Origin of the sequence: Vibrio sp. T13N, from assembly GCF_032970445.1 — a bacterium.
Classification (GTDB): domain Bacteria; phylum Pseudomonadota; class Gammaproteobacteria; order Enterobacterales; family Vibrionaceae; genus Vibrio; species Vibrio diabolicus.
In genome coordinates this window covers 93,765-116,742 of the sequence record NZ_JAWJYE010000009.1, presented here as the reverse complement: position 1 = coordinate 116,742, position 22,978 = coordinate 93,765, and the positions used below count along the sequence as shown (strand labels likewise).

Genomic DNA, 22,978 nt, shown 5'->3' with positions numbered 1-22,978 from the left:
GGTTACTTTAGTGACCCTTTTTTGTATTTAAAAGTCACTACAATGTACTGGATTGCCGAGGGATATTGCTTTTACCATTCACATCCCGGACAATACGCCCCTTTCAAAATTCAACAAGAGCTAATGAAATGACAGCTGCTATCTATTTGGTAAAAGGTCGTGAGAAATCGGTCAAGCGCAAGCACCCTTGGATCTTCTCTCGAGGCATCAACAAAGTTGAGGGCGAACCCGCTCTTGGCGAAACGGTTGATGTATTCACTCACGACGGTAAATGGCTAGCTAAAGCGGCATATTCGCCGGCTTCACAAATTCGTGCTCGTATTTGGAGTTTTGATAAAGAAGAAATCGACACAGCGTTTTTCGTAAAACGATTAAAAGACGCACAACTTCTTCGTGAAGACATTATCGAACGTGATGGCCTTACGGGTTACCGCCTTATCGCGGCAGAGTCTGATGGTATGCCAGGCGTTACGATTGACCGTTACCAAAACTTCTTTGTGTGTCAACTTCTCAGTGCTGGCGCAGAACACAATAAACAGGCCATTGTTGATGCTCTAGTTGAGTGCTTCCCTGATTGTAATGTGTACGAGCGTTCTGACGTCGCGGTACGTAAGAAAGAGGGTTTGAAAGAAGCCACTGGTGTACTGCACGGCGAAGAGCCACCTAAATCGGTCGTCATCGAAGAAAATGGCGTAAAGATTAGTGTAGATATCGTTGGCGGGCACAAAACAGGTTTCTACCTAGATCAACGTGATAGCCGCCAGCAAGCGATGAAATATGTGAAAGGCAAGGAAGTTCTTAACTGCTTCTCTTACACAGGTGGCTTCGGACTTTACGCTCTGAAAGGTGATGCAAAGCGTGTGATAAACGCTGACGTATCACAACCTGCTCTAGACACTGCGAAGTTCAACGCAGAACTGAATGAATTTGATATCTCGAAGAAGCGCGCCGTGTTCCTAAACGCAGACGTGTTTAAACTGCTTCGCGAGTATCGTGACCAAGGAACTCAGTTCGATGTGGTTATCATGGATCCACCTAAGTTTGCAGACAGCAAAGCCCAACTAAACGGCGCATGTCGTGGTTACAAAGACATCAACATGCTAGCAATGCAAATCCTAAAACCTGGAGGTACGCTACTGACCTACTCGTGCTCTGGCTTGATGGATCAAGTTTTGTTCCAGAAAATCATTGCTGACGCAGCCTTAGATGCTAACCGCCAAGTAAAGTTTGTGGAGCGCTTTGAACAAGCTGCTGACCACCCAACCGATACAGCATACCCGGAAGGTTTCTACCTGAAAGGTTTTGCATGTAAAGTTCTGTAATCACAGTGTTAGTTTACCGTATTATTAAATAAAAAACGGAGCGAAAAAACGCTCCGTTTTTTTATTTTTGGCCATCTATTCTCGTAATTGATCGAGATTAGAAATCAGACTATTGGCAATATCGGCTGCAGAGGCACCATCAAAGTTAACCTCTAGCTGTTGTCCATCTTTGTTGATGGTCAACGTCGAGTTACCTCCACTTTCAGTCACTTCAACGGAAATGTCATCCACACTGCCGCGATAGTCACCCGAACCAAGATCATCAAGCAAGGCGGAGATATCCGTACCACTCATATCGTCAAATACATCGGTAAAATCAAGCTGATCCCCGTCACTGAAATCTGTCACGGTATCAGTTGCGGATTGCATTTCTGTCCATTTGAATACGTCATCACCTTCACCGCCAGTCAAGATATCATTACCTAAACCACCGATGATCAGGTCATTGCCTTCAGTACCAACCAGAATATCATCGCCATCTGTCCCCATAACCAGATTCAGATCCGAATTTAAGGCCATGGTTTGATAACCAAGCGCCGTGACAGCGTCTACCGTGACGTTCTCGAAATCAACCGCTACCGTAGCTTCGTTACTTACCGCACCATCAGTGTCAATAGCTTGGTAGGTAAAGTCATCGTTCACGTCAGTAAAACTGGTGATTTCAGTTCCCACCAAGGTAAAGCCCGCTTTATCACTCGCGCTATCGGTTTCTGGAGTAAGTCGAATTTCATCAAAGCTGCCATTTGCTAACGCAACGGTAATAGAACCTTCGTGGTTGCTGGTATAAGTAATATCCGTTGAGTAAAACTGCTGAACATCAACAAGTGCACCATTTAGGAAGATGTATGCCGTTAACCATGCACCACTACTGTTGAAGCGGTCATTCAGACTGGCTAAGTTCAGTTTCGCTTCGTTAGCTGATAAATCCTCATCCAGTTCTAACGTAATATATTCACCAGTACTGATTTCATCACCCTGACCCGTTTCATTTGGCGAAACGACAACCAACCCGACCTGTTGATTCGCAAAATCGACTGAAATCTGAGCGTCGGAATCAAAGATGATGCTGTTGCCAATGGTGATGATCTGGCCTCCAGTGAACGTTAAGTTCGAGTTAGGAGGAGTGTAAGAACCAACCAAGATATCTTTCCCTTGATCTTCAAGAAGATCGGCTGAGTCAAAGCTCTGCTCCTCAAAGAAATCTTCAGTCAGACGATACTTAACCTCTGTATTTTCAGGGAACTGTGTAGTTTCGTCTATAATGACTTCCTGTCCATTTCCATCCACATAATACAGTTCACCGTGTTCAGGAAGGCTAACGACCTGAATTAAAATATCATCATCATTTGCAGTAACTGCGTCATCTTCGAGATCTTCAACACGCTGTTCCCCAGACGTCGTTAATCCATCAAACTCAACATCCTGAACCGGGAAAATACCATTTTGAACATCGAGCGAAATGATGAAATCACGGGCTGTAGGTGGTGAGTTATCCACGATGGTCGCCAGACCAGTATCGCTGCCCTGAACTGCTCCCAAGCCAGTTGCTGTAACGCTGAAATCTTCAGGGCCTTCGTACACACCGTCATCAATTGATTTGATGCGTAGATCAAATTCCGTCATACCTGCCGGCACCGTCACGATGCCACTTACAGGTACACTTACCCAACCTGAACCGGTGTTGTACTCTAGAGTGCCAAGGTCACCTACTTCTGTTTCATCCAGATTCAGCGTTAACTGAACCTGGAGCGCTGCTTCTGAGGCATTACTCAATGACACGGTAAATGTAGCGAAACTACCTTCATCAATGGTACCCGCGTCCGAGATAGACACAGTTGGTCGATCGTCGTCCGTTTTAGTGCCATCATCCACAATGGTCGCCAAACCAGTATCGGTGCCCTGAACTGCGCCCAAACCAGTCACGGTCACGCTGAAGTCTTCCGGACCTTCATAAACTTCATCATCAATGGTCGCAATGCGCACATCAAATTCGGTAAGCATTGCTGGCACTGTTACGATGCCATCGACAGGCACAGCAACCCAACCTGCTCCGGTGTTATATTCTAGCGAGCCAAGATCATCCACTTCTGTTTCGTCTGGGTTTAAGGTCAACTGCACCTGGACTGTACCTTCCGAAGCATTACTCAATGACACGGTAAACGTCGCGATATCACCCTCATCTACGATACCCGCATCTGAGATAGATACGGTCGGGCGATCATCATCCGGGTCAGGACCAGGGCCGTTACCGCCGTCGTAAATAATGCCCAACGCAGTGTCAGTACCAAGTACTCCAGTTGCACCTTGCACTGCAACCGTGAAGGTTTCATCTCCTTCATACACATCGTCGTCCGTAGTTGGGACAAACAGTTTGAGATCGGTTTCACCTGCTGGGATAGTATACGTGCCATCACTGTTGGCGGTCACCACAGTTACTCCATCAGATAATGTCAGCTTAATAGCACCAATGTCGCCAGGCTCTGCCGTATTATTTCCTCCTGTTGATGTGCTCAACCTTACCGTCACGTCAATATCGGCAGCCTCCGACAACCGGACGGTATACACAGCCTCAGTACCTTCATTCACGCCCACGCTATCTTCGACAATATAGACACTTGGACGGTCATCGTCTGGATCGGGACCAGGGCCGTTACCACCGTCGTAAATAATGCCCAGCGCACTGTCACTGCCTAGGACGCCCGTGTCACCTTGTACCGCCACAGTGAAGGTTTCATCCCCTTCGTAGACGCCATCACCTGTGGTTGGCACAGTGACTTTCAGCTCGTTCTCACCGGCGGGAATGGTATACGTACCGTCACTGTTGGCATTCACCACTGTCACACCATCAGCAAGGGTCACCACAAAGCTACCTATATCGTCCGCTTCCGCCGTGTTGCTGCCGTCGGTTGAGGTGTTCAACCTGACGGTCACATCGATATCGGCCGCCGCCGACAATCTAACGGTATACACAGCATCGGTACCTTCGTTAACACCCACGCTATCTTCAACGATGTAGACATTCGGACGGTCATCATCTGGATCGGGACCTGGACCACTGCCGTCATCCACAATCGTCGCCGTGCCCGTATCACTGCCTTGTACTGCGCCAATGCCCGTTACCGTAACACTGAAATCTTCCGGACCTTCGTACACCGCATCATCAATGGAAGCGATACGCACATCAAACTCAGTCTGCCCGGCAGGCACCGTCACCACGCCATCGTTTGGCACCGCAACCCAACCGGAGCCCGTGTTGTATTCTAAGGTACCTAAGTCTCCGACTTCGGTGTCACCTAAGTTGAGGCCGAGTTCAACTTGAACACTCGACTCTGAGGCATTCGATAATGTGACTTTAAAGTTCGCCGTATCACCTTCATTAATGGTGCCAGCGTCGGTAATAGTCACACTTGGACGGTCGTCGTCTGGATCAGGGCCCGGGCCACTGCCGTCATCCACAATCGTTGCTGTACCCGTATCACTGCCTTGCACTGCCCCAATGCCGGTTACCGTGACACTGAAATCTTCAGGGCCTTCATAAACGGCGTCATCAACAGAAGCAATACGCACATCAAATTCGGTTTGCCCGGCTGGCACCGTCACCACGCCATCATTTGGCACTGCAACCCAACCACTTCCCGTGTTGTATTCTAAAGTGCCCAAGTCACCGACTTCGGTATCGCCCAAGTTGAGGCCTAGCTCGACTTGAACAGTGGACTCGGAGGCATTCGACAGCGTCACTTTGAAGTTCGCCGTATCACCTTCATTAATGGTGCCAGCGTCGGTAATAGTCACACTTGGGCGGTCATCATCGGGATCAGGCCCCGGGCCACTGCCGTCGTCCACAATCGTTGCTGTACCCGTATCGCTGCCTTGCACCGCCCCGATGCCAGTCACCGTCACACTGAAATCTTCTGGACCTTCATAAACGGCATCGTCAATAGAAGCAATGCGCACATCAAACTCAGTTTGCCCGGCAGACACCGTCACCACGCCATCGTTTGGCACCGCAACCCAACCGGAGCCCGTGTTGTATTCTAAGGTGCCTAAGTCACCCGCTTCGGTATCGCCTAAGTTGAGGCCAAGTTCAACTTGAACACTCGATTCGGAGGCATTCGATAAGGTGACTTTGAAGTTCGCAGTCTCACCCTCATTAATGGTGCCAGCGTCGGTAATAGCCACGCTTGGACGGTCATCGTCTGGATCGGGACCTGGGCCACTGCTGTCATCCACAATCGTTGCCGTGCCCGTATCACTGCCTTGTACCGCACCAACGCCCGTTACCGTTACACTGAAATCTTCTGGACCTTCGTACACCGCATCGTCAATAGAAGCAATGCGCACATCAAACTCAGTTTGCCCGGCAGGCACCGTCACCACACCATCGTTTGGCACCGTGACCCAACCACTTCCCGTGTTGTATTCCAAGGTGCCTAAGTCACCGACTTCGGTATCACTCAAGTTGAGGCCTAGCTCGACTTGAACAGTGGACTCGGAGGCATTCGACAGCGTCACTTTGAAGTTCGCCGTATCACCTTCATTAATAATGCCAGCATCGGTAATAGTCACACTTGGGCGGTCATCATCGGGATCAGGTCCAGGGCCACTGCCGTCATCCACAATCGTTGCTGTACCCGTATCGCTGCCTTGCACCGCACCAATGCCGGTTACCGTGACACTGAAATCTTCAGGGCCCTCATAAACGGCGTCATCAATGGAAGCAATACGAACATCAAATTCGGTTTGCCCGGCAGGCACCGTCACCACGCCATCGTTTGGTACCGTAACCCAACCACTTCCCGTGTTGTATTCTAAGATACCTAAGTCACCGGCTTCGGTGTCGCCGAGATTAAGACCCAACTCTACTTGCGTTTCCGCTTCAGAGGCATTCGATAACGTAACTTTGAAGTTAGCTGTTTCACCTTCATTAATGGTGCCAGCGTCGGTAATAGTCACACTTGGGCGGTCATCATCGGGATCAGGTCCGGGGCCACGGCCGTCATCCATTATCGTCGCCGTGCCCGTATCACTGCCTTGTACTGCGCCAATACCAGTCACCGTCACACTGAAATCTTCTGGACCTTCGTACACCGCGTCATCAATAGAAGCAATGCGTACATCAAACTCAGTTTGCCCAGCTGGCACGGTCACCACACCATCGTTTGGCACCGTGACCCAACCACTTCCCGTGTTGTATTCCAAGGTGCCTAAGTCACCCGCTTCGGTATCACCGAGGTTGAGACTTAGTTCGACCTCAACATCTGTAGCTGATGGATTAGATAACGACACTTTAAAACTAGCTAACTCACCTTCATTAATCGTCCCTGCATCACTCATCGTTACCGTTGGGCGATCATCATCAGGACTTAAACCTGGCCCACTACCATCATCAACAATGGTTGCCACCCCGGTTTCAGGTGTATTTTGTTCTTCTGTTGTGCCAGAAAGTGTAAACGTTTCTGGGCCTTCGAATATAGAGTCATCTATAGAGTCGAGAGAAACCGTAAACCCACTTTCACCTAATGGGACCGAGACTGTAAAAGTACCATTATCATCAACTGAGATTTCTTCTGTTGTGCCATCGGAAAATGTTATGAGAACACTCTCGTTGACGTAGTCACTTCCGCTCTTGTCAGTAGATCCACCAGTCGCAGTCTGATCGAACAGAGAAAAAGTGATATTGATATTGTCTTCTGTTGGTTGGTTAAGTGTGACGTCGAAGGAAACCAGATCGCCCTCATTGACAGTTGGGCTAGAAATCTCTTGAACAATTACTGTTGCAGGAACTGATATTGCTGTTGGTTCTGGTGGTTGTATTTGGAAAATATCGAGTAGCGTCTCTACCTGAGTACTTGAAAATCCTGTTCCGTCAGTTCCCACTGTCTCAAAATTGGTACTAGCGAGTAATTCAGCACCTGTGCGATCTATAGCTCCCGTATTCTGTGGGCTAGACCCGTTTCCTTCACCTGCAGCAGGCTCAAACTCTTCACCCAGCTCAGTCGGGTCTTCCCCACTAGCAATTGCTTCAATTAACGCTGTGATATCATCAGTTACATTTATCGAACTTCCTTGTGGTGTCACCTGCTCGATCACAAGCTCAGAAGTATCTGATACCTCATCAATTATTAACTCTCCTGGTTGAGGTAGTTGTCCCTCTTCTAGGGTCCTAATTTCCCCATCCAGCCCGATAACCACGATGTTGCCCATCAATGAGCTCAAAGTTACTCGATCCATATCTACCTCGCCCCACTTCAAACCAAGTCAAAAGTTTGTCACCTCTACATTTACGTCTATAGTTTAGTCAAAATCATCATATTTTCGTTGTATGTGTAGCTTGTAGGACGTTTGATAACTCTAGGGGCAGAGTTACAAAAAAGCGCAGAGTGACACAGGCCGTGAAACGCTATGATATTAAGAATTCAAGCTTTTCTCCGAGCTAAACTTGCTATGTTGCTAAGCAACATTCGACATATGTGCTAAGGTTTTAAAAGGCGAAATCTTGGGTTTTTGAAACAAAAGCTTTGTTTTAACAGTAGGTTGATAAATCCCTTACTCAAGCACTGTTATTTATGATGTTTCGTCTCAGTTATGAGATGAAATAGCAAAAAGCAACACGAATTTTTAGGAGAAATACCGTGAAATGGAACCGACTAAATATTGCTTGCTGCTGTAGTTTAATAGTGTCTTTACCCGTTTTCGGTCAAACTTTAGAGCAAGCCGTGGCATTGACGTTAAAAAACAATCCTGACATTAAGAGCGCATTTAACGAGTTCACCAGTCGAAAATACGTAAATGAAGCCTCTTCGGGCGCCTACTTACCTTCTATTGATTTAGATGCGGGCATTGGTTACGAGGGATTAGACCCTTCTGACGAGGTGGGACGTGGGGATACAGATTACACTCGAAAGGAAGCTTCGGTAACACTAACTCAGCTCATATGGGATGGCAGTGCAACCTTAAATGATATCGATCGTACCGCAGCCGATGCAGAGTCAGTTAGATTTCAACTTTTGGCCGATGCATCAGATAAAGCGCTTGAAGTCACCAAAGTGTATTTAGACGCAGTAAAAGCTTACGAAATACTCAAGCTTTCTGAAAATAACTTGGCGGTTCACAAAGATATTTACGAAGACATTAAAAAACGAGTCAACTCAGGTATCGGCTCTACCGCTGACTTAACACAGGTAGAAGCACGTTTGGCAAAAGCACACGGTAATTTGGCAGCTGCTCAAAATAATTTGTACGACTCTCACACTATGTTCACTCGTTTAGTGGGTCAAACCCCGCAAGGGTTGATCTTTCCAAGAGCGGATCAGAATTTCATTCCATACACCATTGATGAAGCGGTAGGTTTGGCATTTGAGCTGCACCCTGTCATTCAAGTCGCGCTCGCAGATGTGGACTCTGCTAAGTTTCAATACAAACAATCTAAAGGTGTTAATTACCCAACCATTTCCATTGAAGCTTCACAAACATGGCGTGACGACGCTGATGGCTTAAAAGGCCGCAGTGATGAAACACTTGCCATGCTGCGTCTACGCTACAACCTATTTAATGGCGGCAGTGACGCTGCAAACTCAGAAAACTTCGCCTATCAGTTAAACAAAGCGAAAGACTTACGTGAAGGTGCTTATCGCAATGTTGAAGAAGGGTTAAGGCTTTCATGGAGCGCACTGGATTTGACCCTACAGCAAAAAGAGTTCCTGTCAGATCATGTAGACTCAGCATCTGAAACCGTTATTGCGTATGAAAAACAATATCGCATTGGTAAGCGAACGCTGCTTGATCTATTGAATACTGAAAACGAACTCTTTGAGGCACGTAAAGACTACTTAGATTCTAAATACGCAGAGCAGTACGCCAAATATCGAGTGATGAACGCAACAGGTCAACTGTTGAGTGCATTAAGGGTTGAAATGCCTAAAGAATGGCTAGAAGAAGTGGAGTATTAATTATGAAATACATAACTATTATTGCACTCTCATTGATGATTTCGGCATGCAGTTCATCCGATAAAGGCGATGAATATGATTATATTGATACGCCAATTGCCGATCAGTGGGCAGATCATCTTGATGATGATTCTGATGGAGTCATTAATGAGCGCGATTTATGTCCGGGTACTCCTTTAGGTGCCGAGATAGATAACGATGGCTGCGGTTCGTATGTCGACTCCTCGCAAGAAATGCAAATTCGAGTTCTGTTCGCGAATGATTCCGATGTGATCAATCCTATCTTTACGGAGCAAATTCGAGAACTATCCGACTTCTTGAAGGAGTATCCAAATACATCGATAGAGATTCAGGGCTATGCCAGTCGTACTGGTACTGCAGAACACAATCTTGACTTATCTAAACGCCGCGCTGAGAACGTTAGAAAAGAACTCATGATGAATGGTATTAGTGGAGATAGAGTCACCATTGTCGGTTATGGAGACACAGTGCTTGCAACTCAAGGCACCGACCAAGTGAGTCACGCGCTAAACCGTCGAGTAACCGCAACAGTGATTGGCCACAAAGGTGAAGTGAAGAAAGAGTGGACCGTTTTCACGACACTTCCTAAGAGCTAACGTCGCAATGAACGGAGTTTAAAAGTAAAAGGTCTAGCAAAATGCTAGACCTTTTTTGATTTTCAATTTCACCTGTGGCTAGACATGCTACATGTCTTTGTATTGCGCTTCTAAACTTGCAATCAGACTTTGAGTCACATCATCGACACTTGCACCATCAAAATGGATGTCCAATGTCGAGCCACCTTTCGTAATACTCAAGTTCGCTTCCGAGCCGCCATCTGGTGCCACTTCTACGTGATACTCTCCGACATCACCAGTATGATCACCGGACTGAAGATCAGTAAGAAGCTCACCAACTTCATCTTTTGATAAGTCATCAAACAGATCGGAGAAGTCTAAAGTATCCTCATCTTTGTTGAAATCAGTAACCGTATCAACCTCGTTGGTCACTTCACTCCACTTAAAGATGTCAGAGCCCTCATCTCCCGTTAAGATATCATTACCTAAACCACCAATCAGAATGTCATCACCTTCACCGCCAACGAGTATGTCGTTACCACCCTGACCAAACAGTAAATCGTTGCCAGCACCACCAGATAAGTTATCCGACTTATCACCTTGGTGAGATTGGTTGAATTCTTCTAAGTTATTTTTAACGTATTCATGGATGTCTTCACCATCAATGGTAGAAACATCTTGACCCGTTTGCTGTGCCACATGTGATTGAATCGCACTCAAACCTTGCTCATTACCGCCAAATTCAATTAAATCACCCAGCAAGATATCGTCACCTTCTCCACCCTGAATAGTGTCTGAGCCTTGTTTTAGGGGCACATCTTGACCCAATATCGTTTCAGCAAGTTTAGTAACATCGATATCTGACTCTACCACACCATCAGTGTCATACTGCTTAAGTGTTTGTTCATCAACACCACTACCAAGACCTATCGACTCTACTGAAGACAATGCTGCTAACACTTGATACATATGTTGAGCTTGTGTTGAGCTGCCACCTTCATCGTAGTAACGGATAGAGCCATTATATCTGTCGATATCACCAAGGGTTCTGCCTGTTAGCGGTGAATATACTTGACCGTAACTATCTATAACGACATCACCTTTGTAGGTAACCGTCTGTCCGTATGAATAATTATTGCTACTAACTATATCTTGCAGGGTAACAAGCTTGCCAGAATCATCGACATCCAAAATCACTTTCGAGAATTCATTCTGCGCTAAATGGTAGAGATGCGTTGCTCTATTTGGTTGACCATCAGTAACAAAGTACGTGATATTTTGGCCATTAGGGTTAGGTTGACTGCTAAACCATTCAACAGCTGACTGTAAACCCGCCTCATAGTTTGTGCCGCCGTCACCCTCATCACCTATAGCACTATTCAGTTCTTTTACAAACTCATCTCTTGCTGTTGGAGAACTCAAGTCAACGGAAATAACTGCTGACGCACTTGAAGCAAACTCACTGAGGTGAATATTCACTGTTCCAGGCTTCTCACCCTGATTTGCAGCACTTAACAGTTCATCAAACACATCTAGCACTTCTTGCTTCGCAGTTCCTACCCAGTTACCCATGCTCCCCGAAGTATCCAAAACAAAGGCGATGTTGTAGTCCTGACCCGCAATAATCTCCAATCCTTGGACATCGCCAACAATAATATCGTGATCGTCACTGCCCGTTATCTGATCGTTCCCATGTGAACCCGACTCTAGAACATAGTCACGAGCTGTAAGCGCAACAGACTCTGTTGTTGAAGCGGCATCATTATTTGCTTCTTCAACCGACGTCGCGGTAACGCTTAGTGGGAACTCTAGACTACCTTCATAATCAAACGGCACTCTGATATCTAAAGAGACCTTACCGTTAGCATCCAGGGTGACAAGATAACTACCGTTTGCGTCCTGATTAACGGCATGTCCATCGATATACAGCTCTACACCATCCGGCAAACCTTCCACAAAAACAGTTTGCGCCAAGCTTTCACTTCCATCGACATCAACCAAATCAACATTAATATCAACGGGAATCCAACGCTCTTGAAGCACTTCATAGGTGCCGTCGGGCTTCAATTCAACGACTTTGTCTGCAAAAACAATTCGTTCAATTTCATATAAGTGATCACCACGATCATCACTACCTGTGTGGTCGTTTACCGAATCGATAGAACGATTATCTAGCAAAATCCAATATGGAACTTGACCTCCATGATCGTCTTTGAAGGTCATTTTGTAGTCACTGAAGTTTCCAGTTAAGTAAACCGTATCTTGGCCATCATAATCTGTAATAGTGGACGCATCATCACCATAGAAAGAGTCGTTATTACCACCGCCAATAAATACGTCATCACCGCCGCCACCATAGAAAGTGTCATTGTAATCAGTCCCAACGAATAAGCTATCGGTATCACTTCTATCGTTGTTGTCACCTAGCATCACTCCGGCGTATGAGTGATTTTTTTGCACGACATCATCCAAACCAAGATCAGCAGCGACGAGTTCATTCTCTGTAGGCGTTTTATCTATCGCAGAAGTGGCTAAGTTGTGATTAGGATCAACAGCATCTCTTTTTACTAACTCTCCAACATTAATCGTGATCGCAGGGGCATCTGCAACTGCGACAACGTTGATATCAAGCGTATTTGTTGCGCCAGTATTTGTGGTGTAATTAATTAATGGAACATCACCTGACCAGTGCTCGGTAGGTTCAAATACGTAACTACCATCTTGGTTTACTAATAAAGTGCCACTGGTCAAAGATACGTTTTCACCTACCGCATAGTCAGTGCCATTAATAGTAATGTGATCAACCATCAGAAGGTTGTCGTCATCAGAGTCATTACGCAATACGTTACCCTGTAGCGAATTATCTTCGTTGGTCTTCCCAATATCACTTTCCGTTTCCGTCGGTAAGTTCTCATGTACTACAACATTGATCGCCAAGTTAGATTCTGCTGAATCACCATTCGCGCGTTCTGTACTCGTTGCCTTCAAATTGATTGTGAAGTCATCATGGGAGCCAGCTGGTGGAGTCACAGTAAGTGTATCTAATGCCCAACTTGTCACGTCCAGTTCTTCATCAATGGTTGCTACAGTAATAGAACTGTTTCCATCTGAAAGGATCGCACCTACAGGTAAGCCAGTTAGCGTGACTTTAAGTGATTCAGAGCCATCTTTATCATTTAAGCTTGTTTTAATTTCAGAGAGCGGTATCGCTGTATCTTGTAACCCTTCGTTCAGCTGATATGTTTCGTAAAACGCAACACCATTAACTTCTTGTAGTTCAGACGTTCTGATATCAGTTGCTTCTAGTGCACTTTCATCACTAACTACGTAAAGACTGCTGTTGCTCAGATTGACAGGTGCTTGTCCATTAATGGATACATCCACATTAAAGTTACCCGGACCACTTTGGTTATGGTGATAAATTTCAATTGGATAAAAGCCAGATACCGAAGGGGTAAAGATAGCACCCTTAATATCACCACTGTCGCTACCCCAACGAGCTTGATCAAGTAACGTACCACCCAACTTGATTGCAAGGCTATCATCGGCTTGACCGACAAAGTCGTAACTCGCTCCAGCTTCGAGATAAACAAGAGATGTGACTAGAACGGCCTCATTTGCCAAGGTTGCATGAGTCCCTAAATCTTCCACATTTGACCAACTCAATTGAGTTCCATCTGCTGCATCAAGAGCGTTGATCGCTGCAATTAGAGTCTCGCCGTTGACCCCCATGCCATTACTAGAACCAACTTGAACATTGCTCCATGTTGTAACGTTAAACTCTTGTTGGGGTAATGAGTTCTCGTGCGTCACTGCGATTAAGTTCGGTTTATCAGCGATAGGATTTACGTCTATTGTCAGTGTTGACTCTTGACCGGTACTCTGTCCATCTGTTGGTTTAAAGCCAATTTGAGCGTAACTAGACTCCTGATCTCCGACTTGATTTCCGCCGAAACTGTCACTGCCAGACTCATTTAATTCAGGTACAAAACGAACACTGTTTTCATCAAAGAGCGATTTATCAAGCACTTGATCGATTTGGACAGACTGCCAATCGCCCTGCGAATCTTTATACTCTAATGACCCATCGCTAGGAAGCGTTGTGATTTGGACGGAGAGCTCTGATACGTTAGAGTCCACATCGCTAATACCGAATGATGACCAATCAAGTATCACTTGGGTATCTTCACTCATCTCAACCGCGGAAGGCGAAGATTCAGGTGCATCATTCACATTTACCAGAGAAACATTGACCTCGGCAGTATCAATCCCGCCAGTTCCATCGATAACCTCAACCTGAAGCGTATAATCGCCCAAGTCAACATCATCGATTGTCTTGTTCAATGAAATCTCTCCGCTTGTCGGGTCGATATCAAAAATACCATTAGTGGTCGAGCCATCTGCAAAGCGGTATACAAGCACGTCATTATCGTGATCTTCAGCAACGACCGTACCAATAATGGACCCACTCACCGTGTTTTCGTTAACTGACCCGAAGTCGTAAACATCATCATTTGGTTTGTCACCAGCACTATCGCCGCCAGAAATAAACTCTGGAGCGTGCTGAGCATCTATAATAGAGACTGTTGCTTCATTCGAGTCACTTGCAAGCGTCGAATCTGCACCAACCGTACCAATTAGAGTCACAGTTAGGTTTTCAAGATCTTCGTAAATACCATCATCGAGAGTTTTTATATCAATCGGTGCCGACGTTTTACCCGCTGGAATCGTGACTGTGTACGTACTTGGAGCAATATAATCTTTGTCATCAACATTCCCGCCGATTGTGAATGTTACCAGCACATCTTCATCTGCTTTTTGGTCAATGTTGACGATAAATTTTGCATCACTACCTTCATCAACTGAGGATTGATCTGAGCTAATAGTCACTTTCGGTGCACTTTGGGCATCAACGATCACAACACTTGCGCTGTTATTTGAAGCAATGCTCGCATCAGCGCCATCCACCTCTTTAATGGTTACTGTGAAAGATTCTGCGCCCTCATAAATACCATCGGTGAGCGTCAGTAAGTCAAGAGCAGCTGAAGATTGACCCGCAGGAACTTCAACACTAAGAACGCCAACAAAATCTTTTCCATCTTGGGCCACGCCACTATATTCGACATGAACCGTAACGCTCTCATCTGCAACTTTATCAAGTGTCAGCGTAAAGCCTGCCGTTTCACCTTCATTTACGCTGTTTTGATCGGCACTAATACTAACTAAAGGTGCAGGATCAGAATCCACAATATTTGCGTTACCAGTTGCAATACCATTACTGGTGACACTACCGATTTCCGTAACCGTCAGACCAAAGCTCTCATCACCTTCATGGACATTATCTAGTTTGGTCGAGACTGCGACTTTAATTTCAGCGACACCTGGAGGTATAGTAACGTCTCCATTAGGCGCTATATCTAATGTTTGAGTTTGACCATGAGTATCCACATAGGTCACTACCATAGTGCCTAGATCAACATCTTCCGCAGTATAGCTATCATTTGTTGTTGACTTCAGATTGACGACAACGGCCTCTTGAACAGGGTTAGAGAGTAAAACGGTAAATATTGCGTCAGTTCCTTCAATGACATCGCCGGCATCTACTACGCTAAGTTCTGAACTATCATTATCAAGAACTGTTGCCGTCCCCGTTTCACCGCCGAGCTCAAGAACGATCGTTTCGCTGCTTTCCACAACCAAGTCATCAATAGTCGGAATCGATATTTCGAAGCTACTTATACCTGCAGGAACAATCAAGTAACCACCTAAGAAAACAACACCATTTGTGTAGGTTGCATTTGATAGATTTACGTCATTCTTATCAACTGAAGAACCTTGAGCAAGCATATCAACTTGGTACTTAACAGCAGTACTGGTGACTTCATCTAGAACAACCGAAAAAGTGACATTGTCACCCTCAGTCACGCTATCACCGACCACAGACAGACTTGGCCCATTTTCAGCAACATTACCATCTAGCATTTCATTAACGATATTGACTGTAGATGGATCGCTAACGCCACTTTCAGAGTCGACGGCCACATATCCAAAGCTGTCCTCTGCAGGAACACCTTCTACATAACGTAACTCCCAGTTACCTTCATTTTTCGTAGAAAAATCTAACTGAGTAATGACCGAACCTTCAGGAAGAGCTAGATCTTTCCCATAACCAACGCTTGTTTCTTGGAATAGCATGAAGTTGCCTTCAGGCTTCAAAAACTCGAACGTTTGAGTCTGTTGGACATTATTTGAATCTAAGTATGTAACCGTAATAAGCGCTGCGTTGTCATCACCGTAATCAAACAATCCACCTAGTCCATCTAGTCCAAGGTTTACGCTGCCCACAGGGTTATTAGACAAATCGATCGTAATTGTTTCACCCTTCTCAATACCCTGCCCATCATTGTCAGCAATACCATTGCCGATATGTGACACCTGGCGGTTGTATTGAGCAAGCTCATCACTATCAGAAGATATAGTGATGGAGGAACCATTTACTAAATGCTCAGTACGGGAATGTGATGAACCACCATCCTCACTTAATCCCCAGTTATTGAAATCTGTTGTAGATTCCGAGCTATTAGGCGTATTAGGACGATCTTTGATACCTAATAAGAAGCCAACATTATCAGCTTCATAGTAAAGGCTGTCTTTGTCATAAAGCGTATCGCTTACTTCTTTAATTTCGTGCAACTCACCATCACTATCTTTAAAGAACAACGTACCTGAGGTTGGCAGTTCAGTAATTCGGACATGTAGATCGTTGCCTTTTAAGTCGTCTTCAGAATCCGCGATATGATCTTGAGAATCACCGCTACCCAGAGGTTTCGTATCGGTATCAAACACAACGTGCGTAAGCTGATCATCGGCCACATGCGTAAAGTCTTCACTGTCAGGTTTGTCGTTTACTGGCGTGACATCGACGTTAACAATGGTGGATTCACTGACACCACCGGAGGTGACGATATAGGTGAAACTGTCTGCCCCGTGGTAGTTGTCGTTCGGCGTGTAGGTCACGGTGCCATCAGGGTTGACCGAGACAGTACCGTTAGCTGGGCCTTTATTGGTATCAAGCGACACTACTTTATCGTCGCCGTCAAACGTGTCGTTACCTAAGACCTTAATGATGGTTGGCGTGTCTTCCACGACTGTCGCGCGGTCAGATTCAATATCCGCCACAGGTGCAACCGTGAAGCTCACCGTTTGGCTAACGCTTTCACCACTTGAGTCTTTAGCTGTGAACGTAATTGTCTCTTTGCCATTCCAATCCGCAGTCGGAGTAATGGTAGCAACGCCATTCACAATAGAGACTTGGATGTTGTTATTGCCAGAGACGGAGAATTCTAGCGAGGAATCGGAATCTTTAAATACTTCATTCAAGTCGATCGTGTATGCATCGAAATCTTCCGATAACACTTGATCTGCAATGGCATTTTCAACAATCGGTGCATCATTAACACGATTCACAACCAAGCTATCACTGTCGCTAGCCGTTGGATTAACACCATCCGACACTGACGCGCTGATAGTAAGGTCTTTAAGGTTGAGTTCATCGTTGTTAACCGCGTCAACACCCGCTTGAGTTAGCTTGACTTCATTGCCAACCAACACGAAGTAGCCGTTTGAGTTGTTTTCTAGAGAAATGGTTAATTGGTCTTCTGGCGTATCAGTATCACGAACCGTTAAGGTTGCGACTACCGTATCAGTGCTCACTGCATCTTCAGTGATGCTTTCTACGGCATCAACTTTGATAGTTGGCGCATCGTTTACTGGGTTAACGTTAACTACCACTTTCGCTTCGTCGGTCAATTGACCATCCGTTACGATGTAGGTAATTTCAGCGTCGCCATTGAAGTTTTCTGCAGGAGTGAAAACGAGTTTTCCATCCACCACTTCAACCGTACCCTGCTCTTTAGGTACAGAGGCTGATTCAATACTCAGCTTATCGTCATCCACATCAGTGTCGTTTGGCAGAACATCAATAGTAACTGCGGTGTCTTCTTGTGTCGTAGCGATGTCATCTTTCGCCACTGGCGCGTCGTTGACCGGCGTCACATTGACTTCAACGGTAGTGAATTCGGATACACCGCCTGATGTCACGACATAAGTGAACGTATCTTTGCCGACGTAGTTGTCATCTGGTGTGTAGGTCACCGTGCCGTTGTTATTCACAATGACGGTGCCATTTTTAGGACCATTATCGGCGTCCAAAGACACCACTTTATCAGTGCCTTCGAACGTGTCGTTACCTAAGACGTTAATGATGGTTGGTGTGTCTTCGACTACATCCGCACTATCAGCCTCAATGTCAGCTACTGGTGCTACCGTAAAGTTCACCGTTTGACTTACGCTTTCACCGCTTGGGTCTTTAGCTGTGAACGTAATTGTCTCTTTGCCATTCCAATCCGCAGTCGGAGTGATGGTAGCAACACCATTCACAATAGAAATTTGGATGTTGTTATTGCCAGAGACTGAGAATTCTAGCGAGGAATCGGAATCTTTGAATACTTCATTCAAGTCGATCGTGTATGCATCGAAATCTTCCGATAACACTTGATCTGTAATGACATTATCAACTGTTGGCGCATCGTTAACACGATTCACAACCAAACTATCACTGTCGTTAGCCGTTGGATTAACACCATCCGATACTGACGCGCTTATAGTCAGATCTTTAAGATTAAGTTCATCGTTGTTAACTGCATCGACGCCCGCTTGAGTTAGCTTGACTTCATTGCCAACCAACACGAAGTAACCGTTTGAGTTGTTTTCTAAAGAAACGGTTAATTGGTCTTCTGGCGTGTCAGTATCACGAACCGTTAAGGTTGCCACTACCGTATCAGTGCTCACTGCGTCTTCAGTGATGCTTTCTACGGCATCAACTTTGATAGTTGGCGCATCGTTTACTGGATTTACTGTAACGGTTACCTTCGCTTCGTCGGTCAATTCACCGTCCGTAACGATGTAGGTGATTTCAGCGTCGCCATTGAAGTTTTCTGCCGGTGTGAACACCAGTTTGCCATCAATAATTTCGACTGTACCTTGAACACTCGGCACAGACGCCGATTGAATAGACAGCTCATGGCCATCCACATCAGTGTCGTTTGGCAGGACATCAATCGTCACTGGCGTGTCTTCGTCAGTAACATCGGTATCATCTTTTGCCACTGGCGCATCGTTGACTGGCGTCACATCGACGTTCACCGTGGTGGATTCCGATACCCCACCGGACGTAACGATGTAGGTAAAGCTGTCTGCCCCGTGGTAGTTGTCGTTTGGCGTGTAGGTTACGCTGCCGTCCGGGTTGACCGAGACCGTGCCGTTGGCTGGACCGTGATTGGTATCGAGCGACACCACTTTGTCGTCGCCTTCAAACGTATCGTTACCTAAGACCTTAATGATGGTTGGCGTGTCTTCCACAACCGTCGCGCGGTCAGATTCAATATCTGCCACAGGCGCAACTGTGAAGTTCACCGTTTGGCTAACGCTTTCACCGCTTGGATCGGTTGCAGTAAAGGTTAGGATTTCTGAGCCGTTCCAGTCTGCCGTTGGTGAGATGGTCGCGATGCCGTTCTCTATTGAGACATTGACATTGCTATTACCAGAGACGCTAAACGTTAACTCGCCATCCACGTTATCCACATCGCTGAAGGCGGTATTTAGATCGATGGTGTATGGCGTAAAGTCTTCTGCCAAGGTTTGGTCTGCGAGGTTGCTTTCAACCGCAGGCGTGTCGTTCACCGCATTCACCGTGACATTGACCGTCGCTTGGTCAGTCAGTGCACCATCAGTGATGGTGTAAGTGATTTCGGTGTCGCCATTGAAGTTCTCAGCCGGTGTGAAGACCAGTTTTCCGTCAACAATTTCAACCTTACCTTGTGCTTCAGGTACAGACGCAGATTGGATCGACAACTTATCGCCATCCACATCAGTATCGTTTGGCAGGACATCGATCGTCACTGGTGTGTCTTCGTCAGTAATCGCCGTGTCATCTTTTGCCACTGGCGCGTCGTTGACCGGCGTCACATTGACTTCAACGGTAGTGGATTCAGACACACCGCCTGATGTCACGACATAAGTGAACGTATCTTTGCCGACGTAGTTATCATCTGGTATGTAGGTCACGGCGCCATCAGGGTTGACCGAGACCGTGCCGTTAGCTGGGCCTTTATTGGTATCAAGCGACACTACTTTATCGTCGCCGTCAAACGTGTCGTTACCTAAGACGTTAATGACGGTTGGCGTGTCTTCGACTACATCCGTGCTGTCTGCCTCAATGTCAGCTACCGGTGCAACCGTAAAGTTCACCGCTTGGCTGACGATTTCACCACTTGGATCGGTAGCAGTAAACGTTAGGGTTTCTGAACCGTTCCAGTCTGCTGTTGGTGAAATGGTCGCGATGCCGTTTTCAATCGAAACCAACACGTTGCTGTTACCGGACACTGAGACGTTAAGTGTGGAGTCACTGTCTTTAAATGCGTTGTTTAAATCAATCGTGTAGGTCGCGAAGTCTTCCGATAGCACTTGATCTGAGATGACATTATCAACAGTCGGCGCATCGTTAACACGATTCACAATCAAACTATCACTGTCGTTAGCCGTTGGATTAACACCATCCGATACTGACGCGCTGATAGTCAGGTCTTTTAGGTTAAGTTCATCGTTGTTAACCGCATCGACGCCTGCTTGAGTCAGCTTGACTTCATCGCCAACTAACACAAAGTAACCGTTTGAGTTGTTTTCTAAAGAAACGGTTAATTGGTCTTCTGGCGTATCAGTATCACGAACCGTTAAGGTTGCGACTACCGTATCCGTGTTCACTGCATCTTCAGTGATGCTTTCTACGGCATCAACTTTGATAGTTGGTGCATCGTTTACTGGATTTACTGTAACGGTCACCTTCGCTTCGTCGGTCAATTCACCGTCCGTAACGATGTAGGTGATTTCAGCGTCACCATTGAAGTTTTCTGCCGGAGTGAAGACGAGTTTTCCATCCACCACTTCAACCGTGCCCTGCTCTTTAGGTATAGAGGCTGATTCAATACTCAGCTTCTCGCCATCAATATCGGTGTCGTTTGGCAGGACATCAATCGTCACTGGCGTGTCTTCGTCAGTAATCGCCGTGTCATCTTTTGCCACTGGTGCATCATTCACTGGCGTCACATCAACGCTCACCGTGGTGGATTCCGATACCCCGCCTGACGTGACAATGTAGGTGAAGCTGTCTGTACCGTGGTAGTTGTCGTTTGGCGTGTAAGTTACGCTGCCATCAGGATTGACCGAGACCGTGCCGTTAGCTGGACCGTTATTGGTATCAAGCGACACCACTTTGTCGTCGCCTTCGAACGTGTCGTTATCTAAGACCTTGATGATGGTCGCCGTGTCTTCCACAACCGTCGCTTTGTCTGCCACGATGTCCGCCACAGGCGCAACCGTGAAGTTCACCGTTTGGCTAACGCTTTCACCGCTTGGATCAGTGGCAGTAAACGTTAGGATTTCTGAGCCGTTCCAGTCCGCGGTTGGAGTGAACGTAGCAATGCCATTGACGATCGCCACTTGAATGTTGCTGTTGCCAGAGACGCTAAACGTTAACTCGCCATCGGCGTTATCCACATCGCTGAAAGCGGTATTTAGATCGATGGTGTATGGCGTGAAATCTTCCGCCAAGGTTTGGTCTGCGATGTTGCTTTCAACCACAGGTGTGTCGTTCACCGCATTCACGGTGACGGTGACCGTCGCTTGGTCAGTCAGCGAACCATCGGTGACGGTGTAAGTGATCTCAGCGTCGCCATTGAAGTTCTCAGTTGGCGTAAATACAAGCTTGCCGTCAATAATCTCGACTTGACCTTGGTCACTCGGCACAGACGCCGATTCAATGCTTAACGCATCGCCATCGATGTCAGTGTCGTTTGGCAGTACATCAATCGTTACTGAGGTATCTTCCTCTGTAATTGTTGCGTCATTAAGGGCAATAGGCGCATCGTTAACTGAGTTTACTGTTACCGAGACTTGAGCTTCATCCTCTAGCTCACCATCTGAGATGGTGTAGCTAATAGTTGCATTACCATTGAAGTTTTCAGCCGGAGTGAAAACAAGCTTACCATCGACAATCTCAACGATACCTTGCTTTTCTGATACAGAAGCAGAAGTAATGGATAAATCGTCACCTTCAATGTCACTGTCGTTAGCGAGCACATCAATTACAACCTGGGAATCTTCGTCAGTTTGAATCGCATCGTTAGTCGCTATTGGCGCGTCATTAACAGGCTTAATATCTAAATTAGCATTGCCATTAATAACACCCCCATCGTCATCAATGATGTCATAGGAGAATGACACTTCAGTATCATCATCAGCTTCTGGGATATAAGTCCAAGATCCATCGTTGTTATCAATTAAAGTGCCATTCCCACTCTCAATAGTGACGTTTGTAACGATAAGAGTATCAGCATCGTCAATATCGACATTCGATAGTAATTCTTCGGTAGTTATCGTGATGGGATCGCTATCTTCTTCAATAGCGCTTAATGTCACTGGAGAATTAGTAAGTGGTTTATTTGAGCCATCTCCACTGGTTTCTATATTTGTTGCGAAAAAGTCATTTAAGGTCAACGCTTGTGTTTCAGATAAACCGAGGGATTCCAAGCCAATAGTTTCAAAATTTGTTGAGGCCAGTACTTCAGTGCCATCCCGTGCAATCGTGGCACTATTTTGTAAACTTGAACCACTGTTTTCACCCGCAGCTGGCGCGAGTTCTTCATCAACTATAGAAGGGTCTTGACCTTGCTCAATAGCACCAATAATTCGTGCCACATCATCAGAAATATCTTTTGAGCCTTGCTCTTCAGTTAGTTGAATGTTCAAATTTAGAGGTGCAGCATCTGTCGTTGCCACTACCACTTCACCTGGTAGGGGCTGTTGTCCTTCTGTTAGGACTCTCAGCTCCCCATCTAAACCTATTACGACGACTTGATTACCGAGTGACACTAACGCTGTACGATCCATATAAATCTTAACCCTAAATAACTGTCAAGTTTTTGACTAACAATACTAATTTGCTATATATTGCCTGATTATATAGTGCAATAACAGCAATTTGATGCTCAATTAAGTAATTATGTGTCATACA

Annotated in this window: 5 protein-coding genes and 2 pseudogenes; 3 read left to right on the top strand and 4 right to left on the bottom strand. The window is 46.0% G+C overall.

Annotation, left to right across the window (positions count from 1 at the left end; genetic code table 11):
* The first annotated feature begins 128 nt into the window (after positions 1 to 128).
* Positions 129 to 1,322 carry a class I SAM-dependent methyltransferase gene (locus R2S67_RS15870; protein ID WP_167713295.1) on the top strand — a complete coding sequence of 398 codons (1,194 nt, stop codon included), beginning with the start codon at positions 129 to 131 and terminating at the stop codon, positions 1,320 to 1,322.
* 75 nt (positions 1,323 to 1,397) lie between these two features.
* On the opposite strand, the gene R2S67_RS15865 is transcribed toward R2S67_RS15870, so the two are convergent.
* Positions 1,398 to 7,553: a Calx-beta domain-containing protein gene (locus tag R2S67_RS15865; RefSeq protein WP_317345644.1), complete on the bottom strand. Its 6,156-nt coding sequence runs from the start codon at positions 7,551 to 7,553 to the stop codon at positions 1,398 to 1,400.
* A 401-nt stretch (positions 7,554 to 7,954) separates the two neighbouring features.
* Between R2S67_RS15865 and R2S67_RS15860 the strand changes: the two genes are divergently transcribed.
* Both R2S67_RS15860 and R2S67_RS15855 read left to right on the top strand, forming a co-directional pair.
* Positions 7,955 to 9,271, top strand: coding sequence for a TolC family outer membrane protein (locus tag R2S67_RS15860; RefSeq protein ID WP_048626423.1), 1,317 nt, complete (start codon positions 7,955 to 7,957; stop codon positions 9,269 to 9,271).
* 2 nt (positions 9,272 to 9,273) lie between these two features.
* Entirely contained in the window at positions 9,274 to 9,888 is a 615-nt protein-coding gene (locus R2S67_RS15855; RefSeq protein WP_164666046.1) for an OmpA family protein, read from the top strand.
* Between the two features lie 87 nt (positions 9,889 to 9,975).
* Here R2S67_RS15855 and R2S67_RS22905 read toward each other — a convergent pair whose 3' ends face one another.
* From R2S67_RS22905 to R2S67_RS22895, 3 genes and pseudogenes are all read right to left on the bottom strand, one after another.
* Positions 9,976 to 12,279, bottom strand: a complete 2,304-nt coding sequence (locus tag R2S67_RS22905; protein ID WP_411057640.1) for a VWA domain-containing protein — start codon at positions 12,277 to 12,279, stop codon at positions 9,976 to 9,978.
* A gap of 198 nt (positions 12,280 to 12,477) precedes the next feature.
* Positions 12,478 to 15,081 (bottom strand): annotated as a pseudogene (locus tag R2S67_RS22900) (Calx-beta domain-containing protein); the annotation flags it as partial.
* A 390-nt stretch (positions 15,082 to 15,471) separates the two neighbouring features.
* Positions 15,472 to 22,743 (bottom strand): annotated as a pseudogene (locus R2S67_RS22895) (tandem-95 repeat protein); the annotation flags it as partial.
* Positions 22,744 to 22,978: the final 235 nt, after the last annotated feature.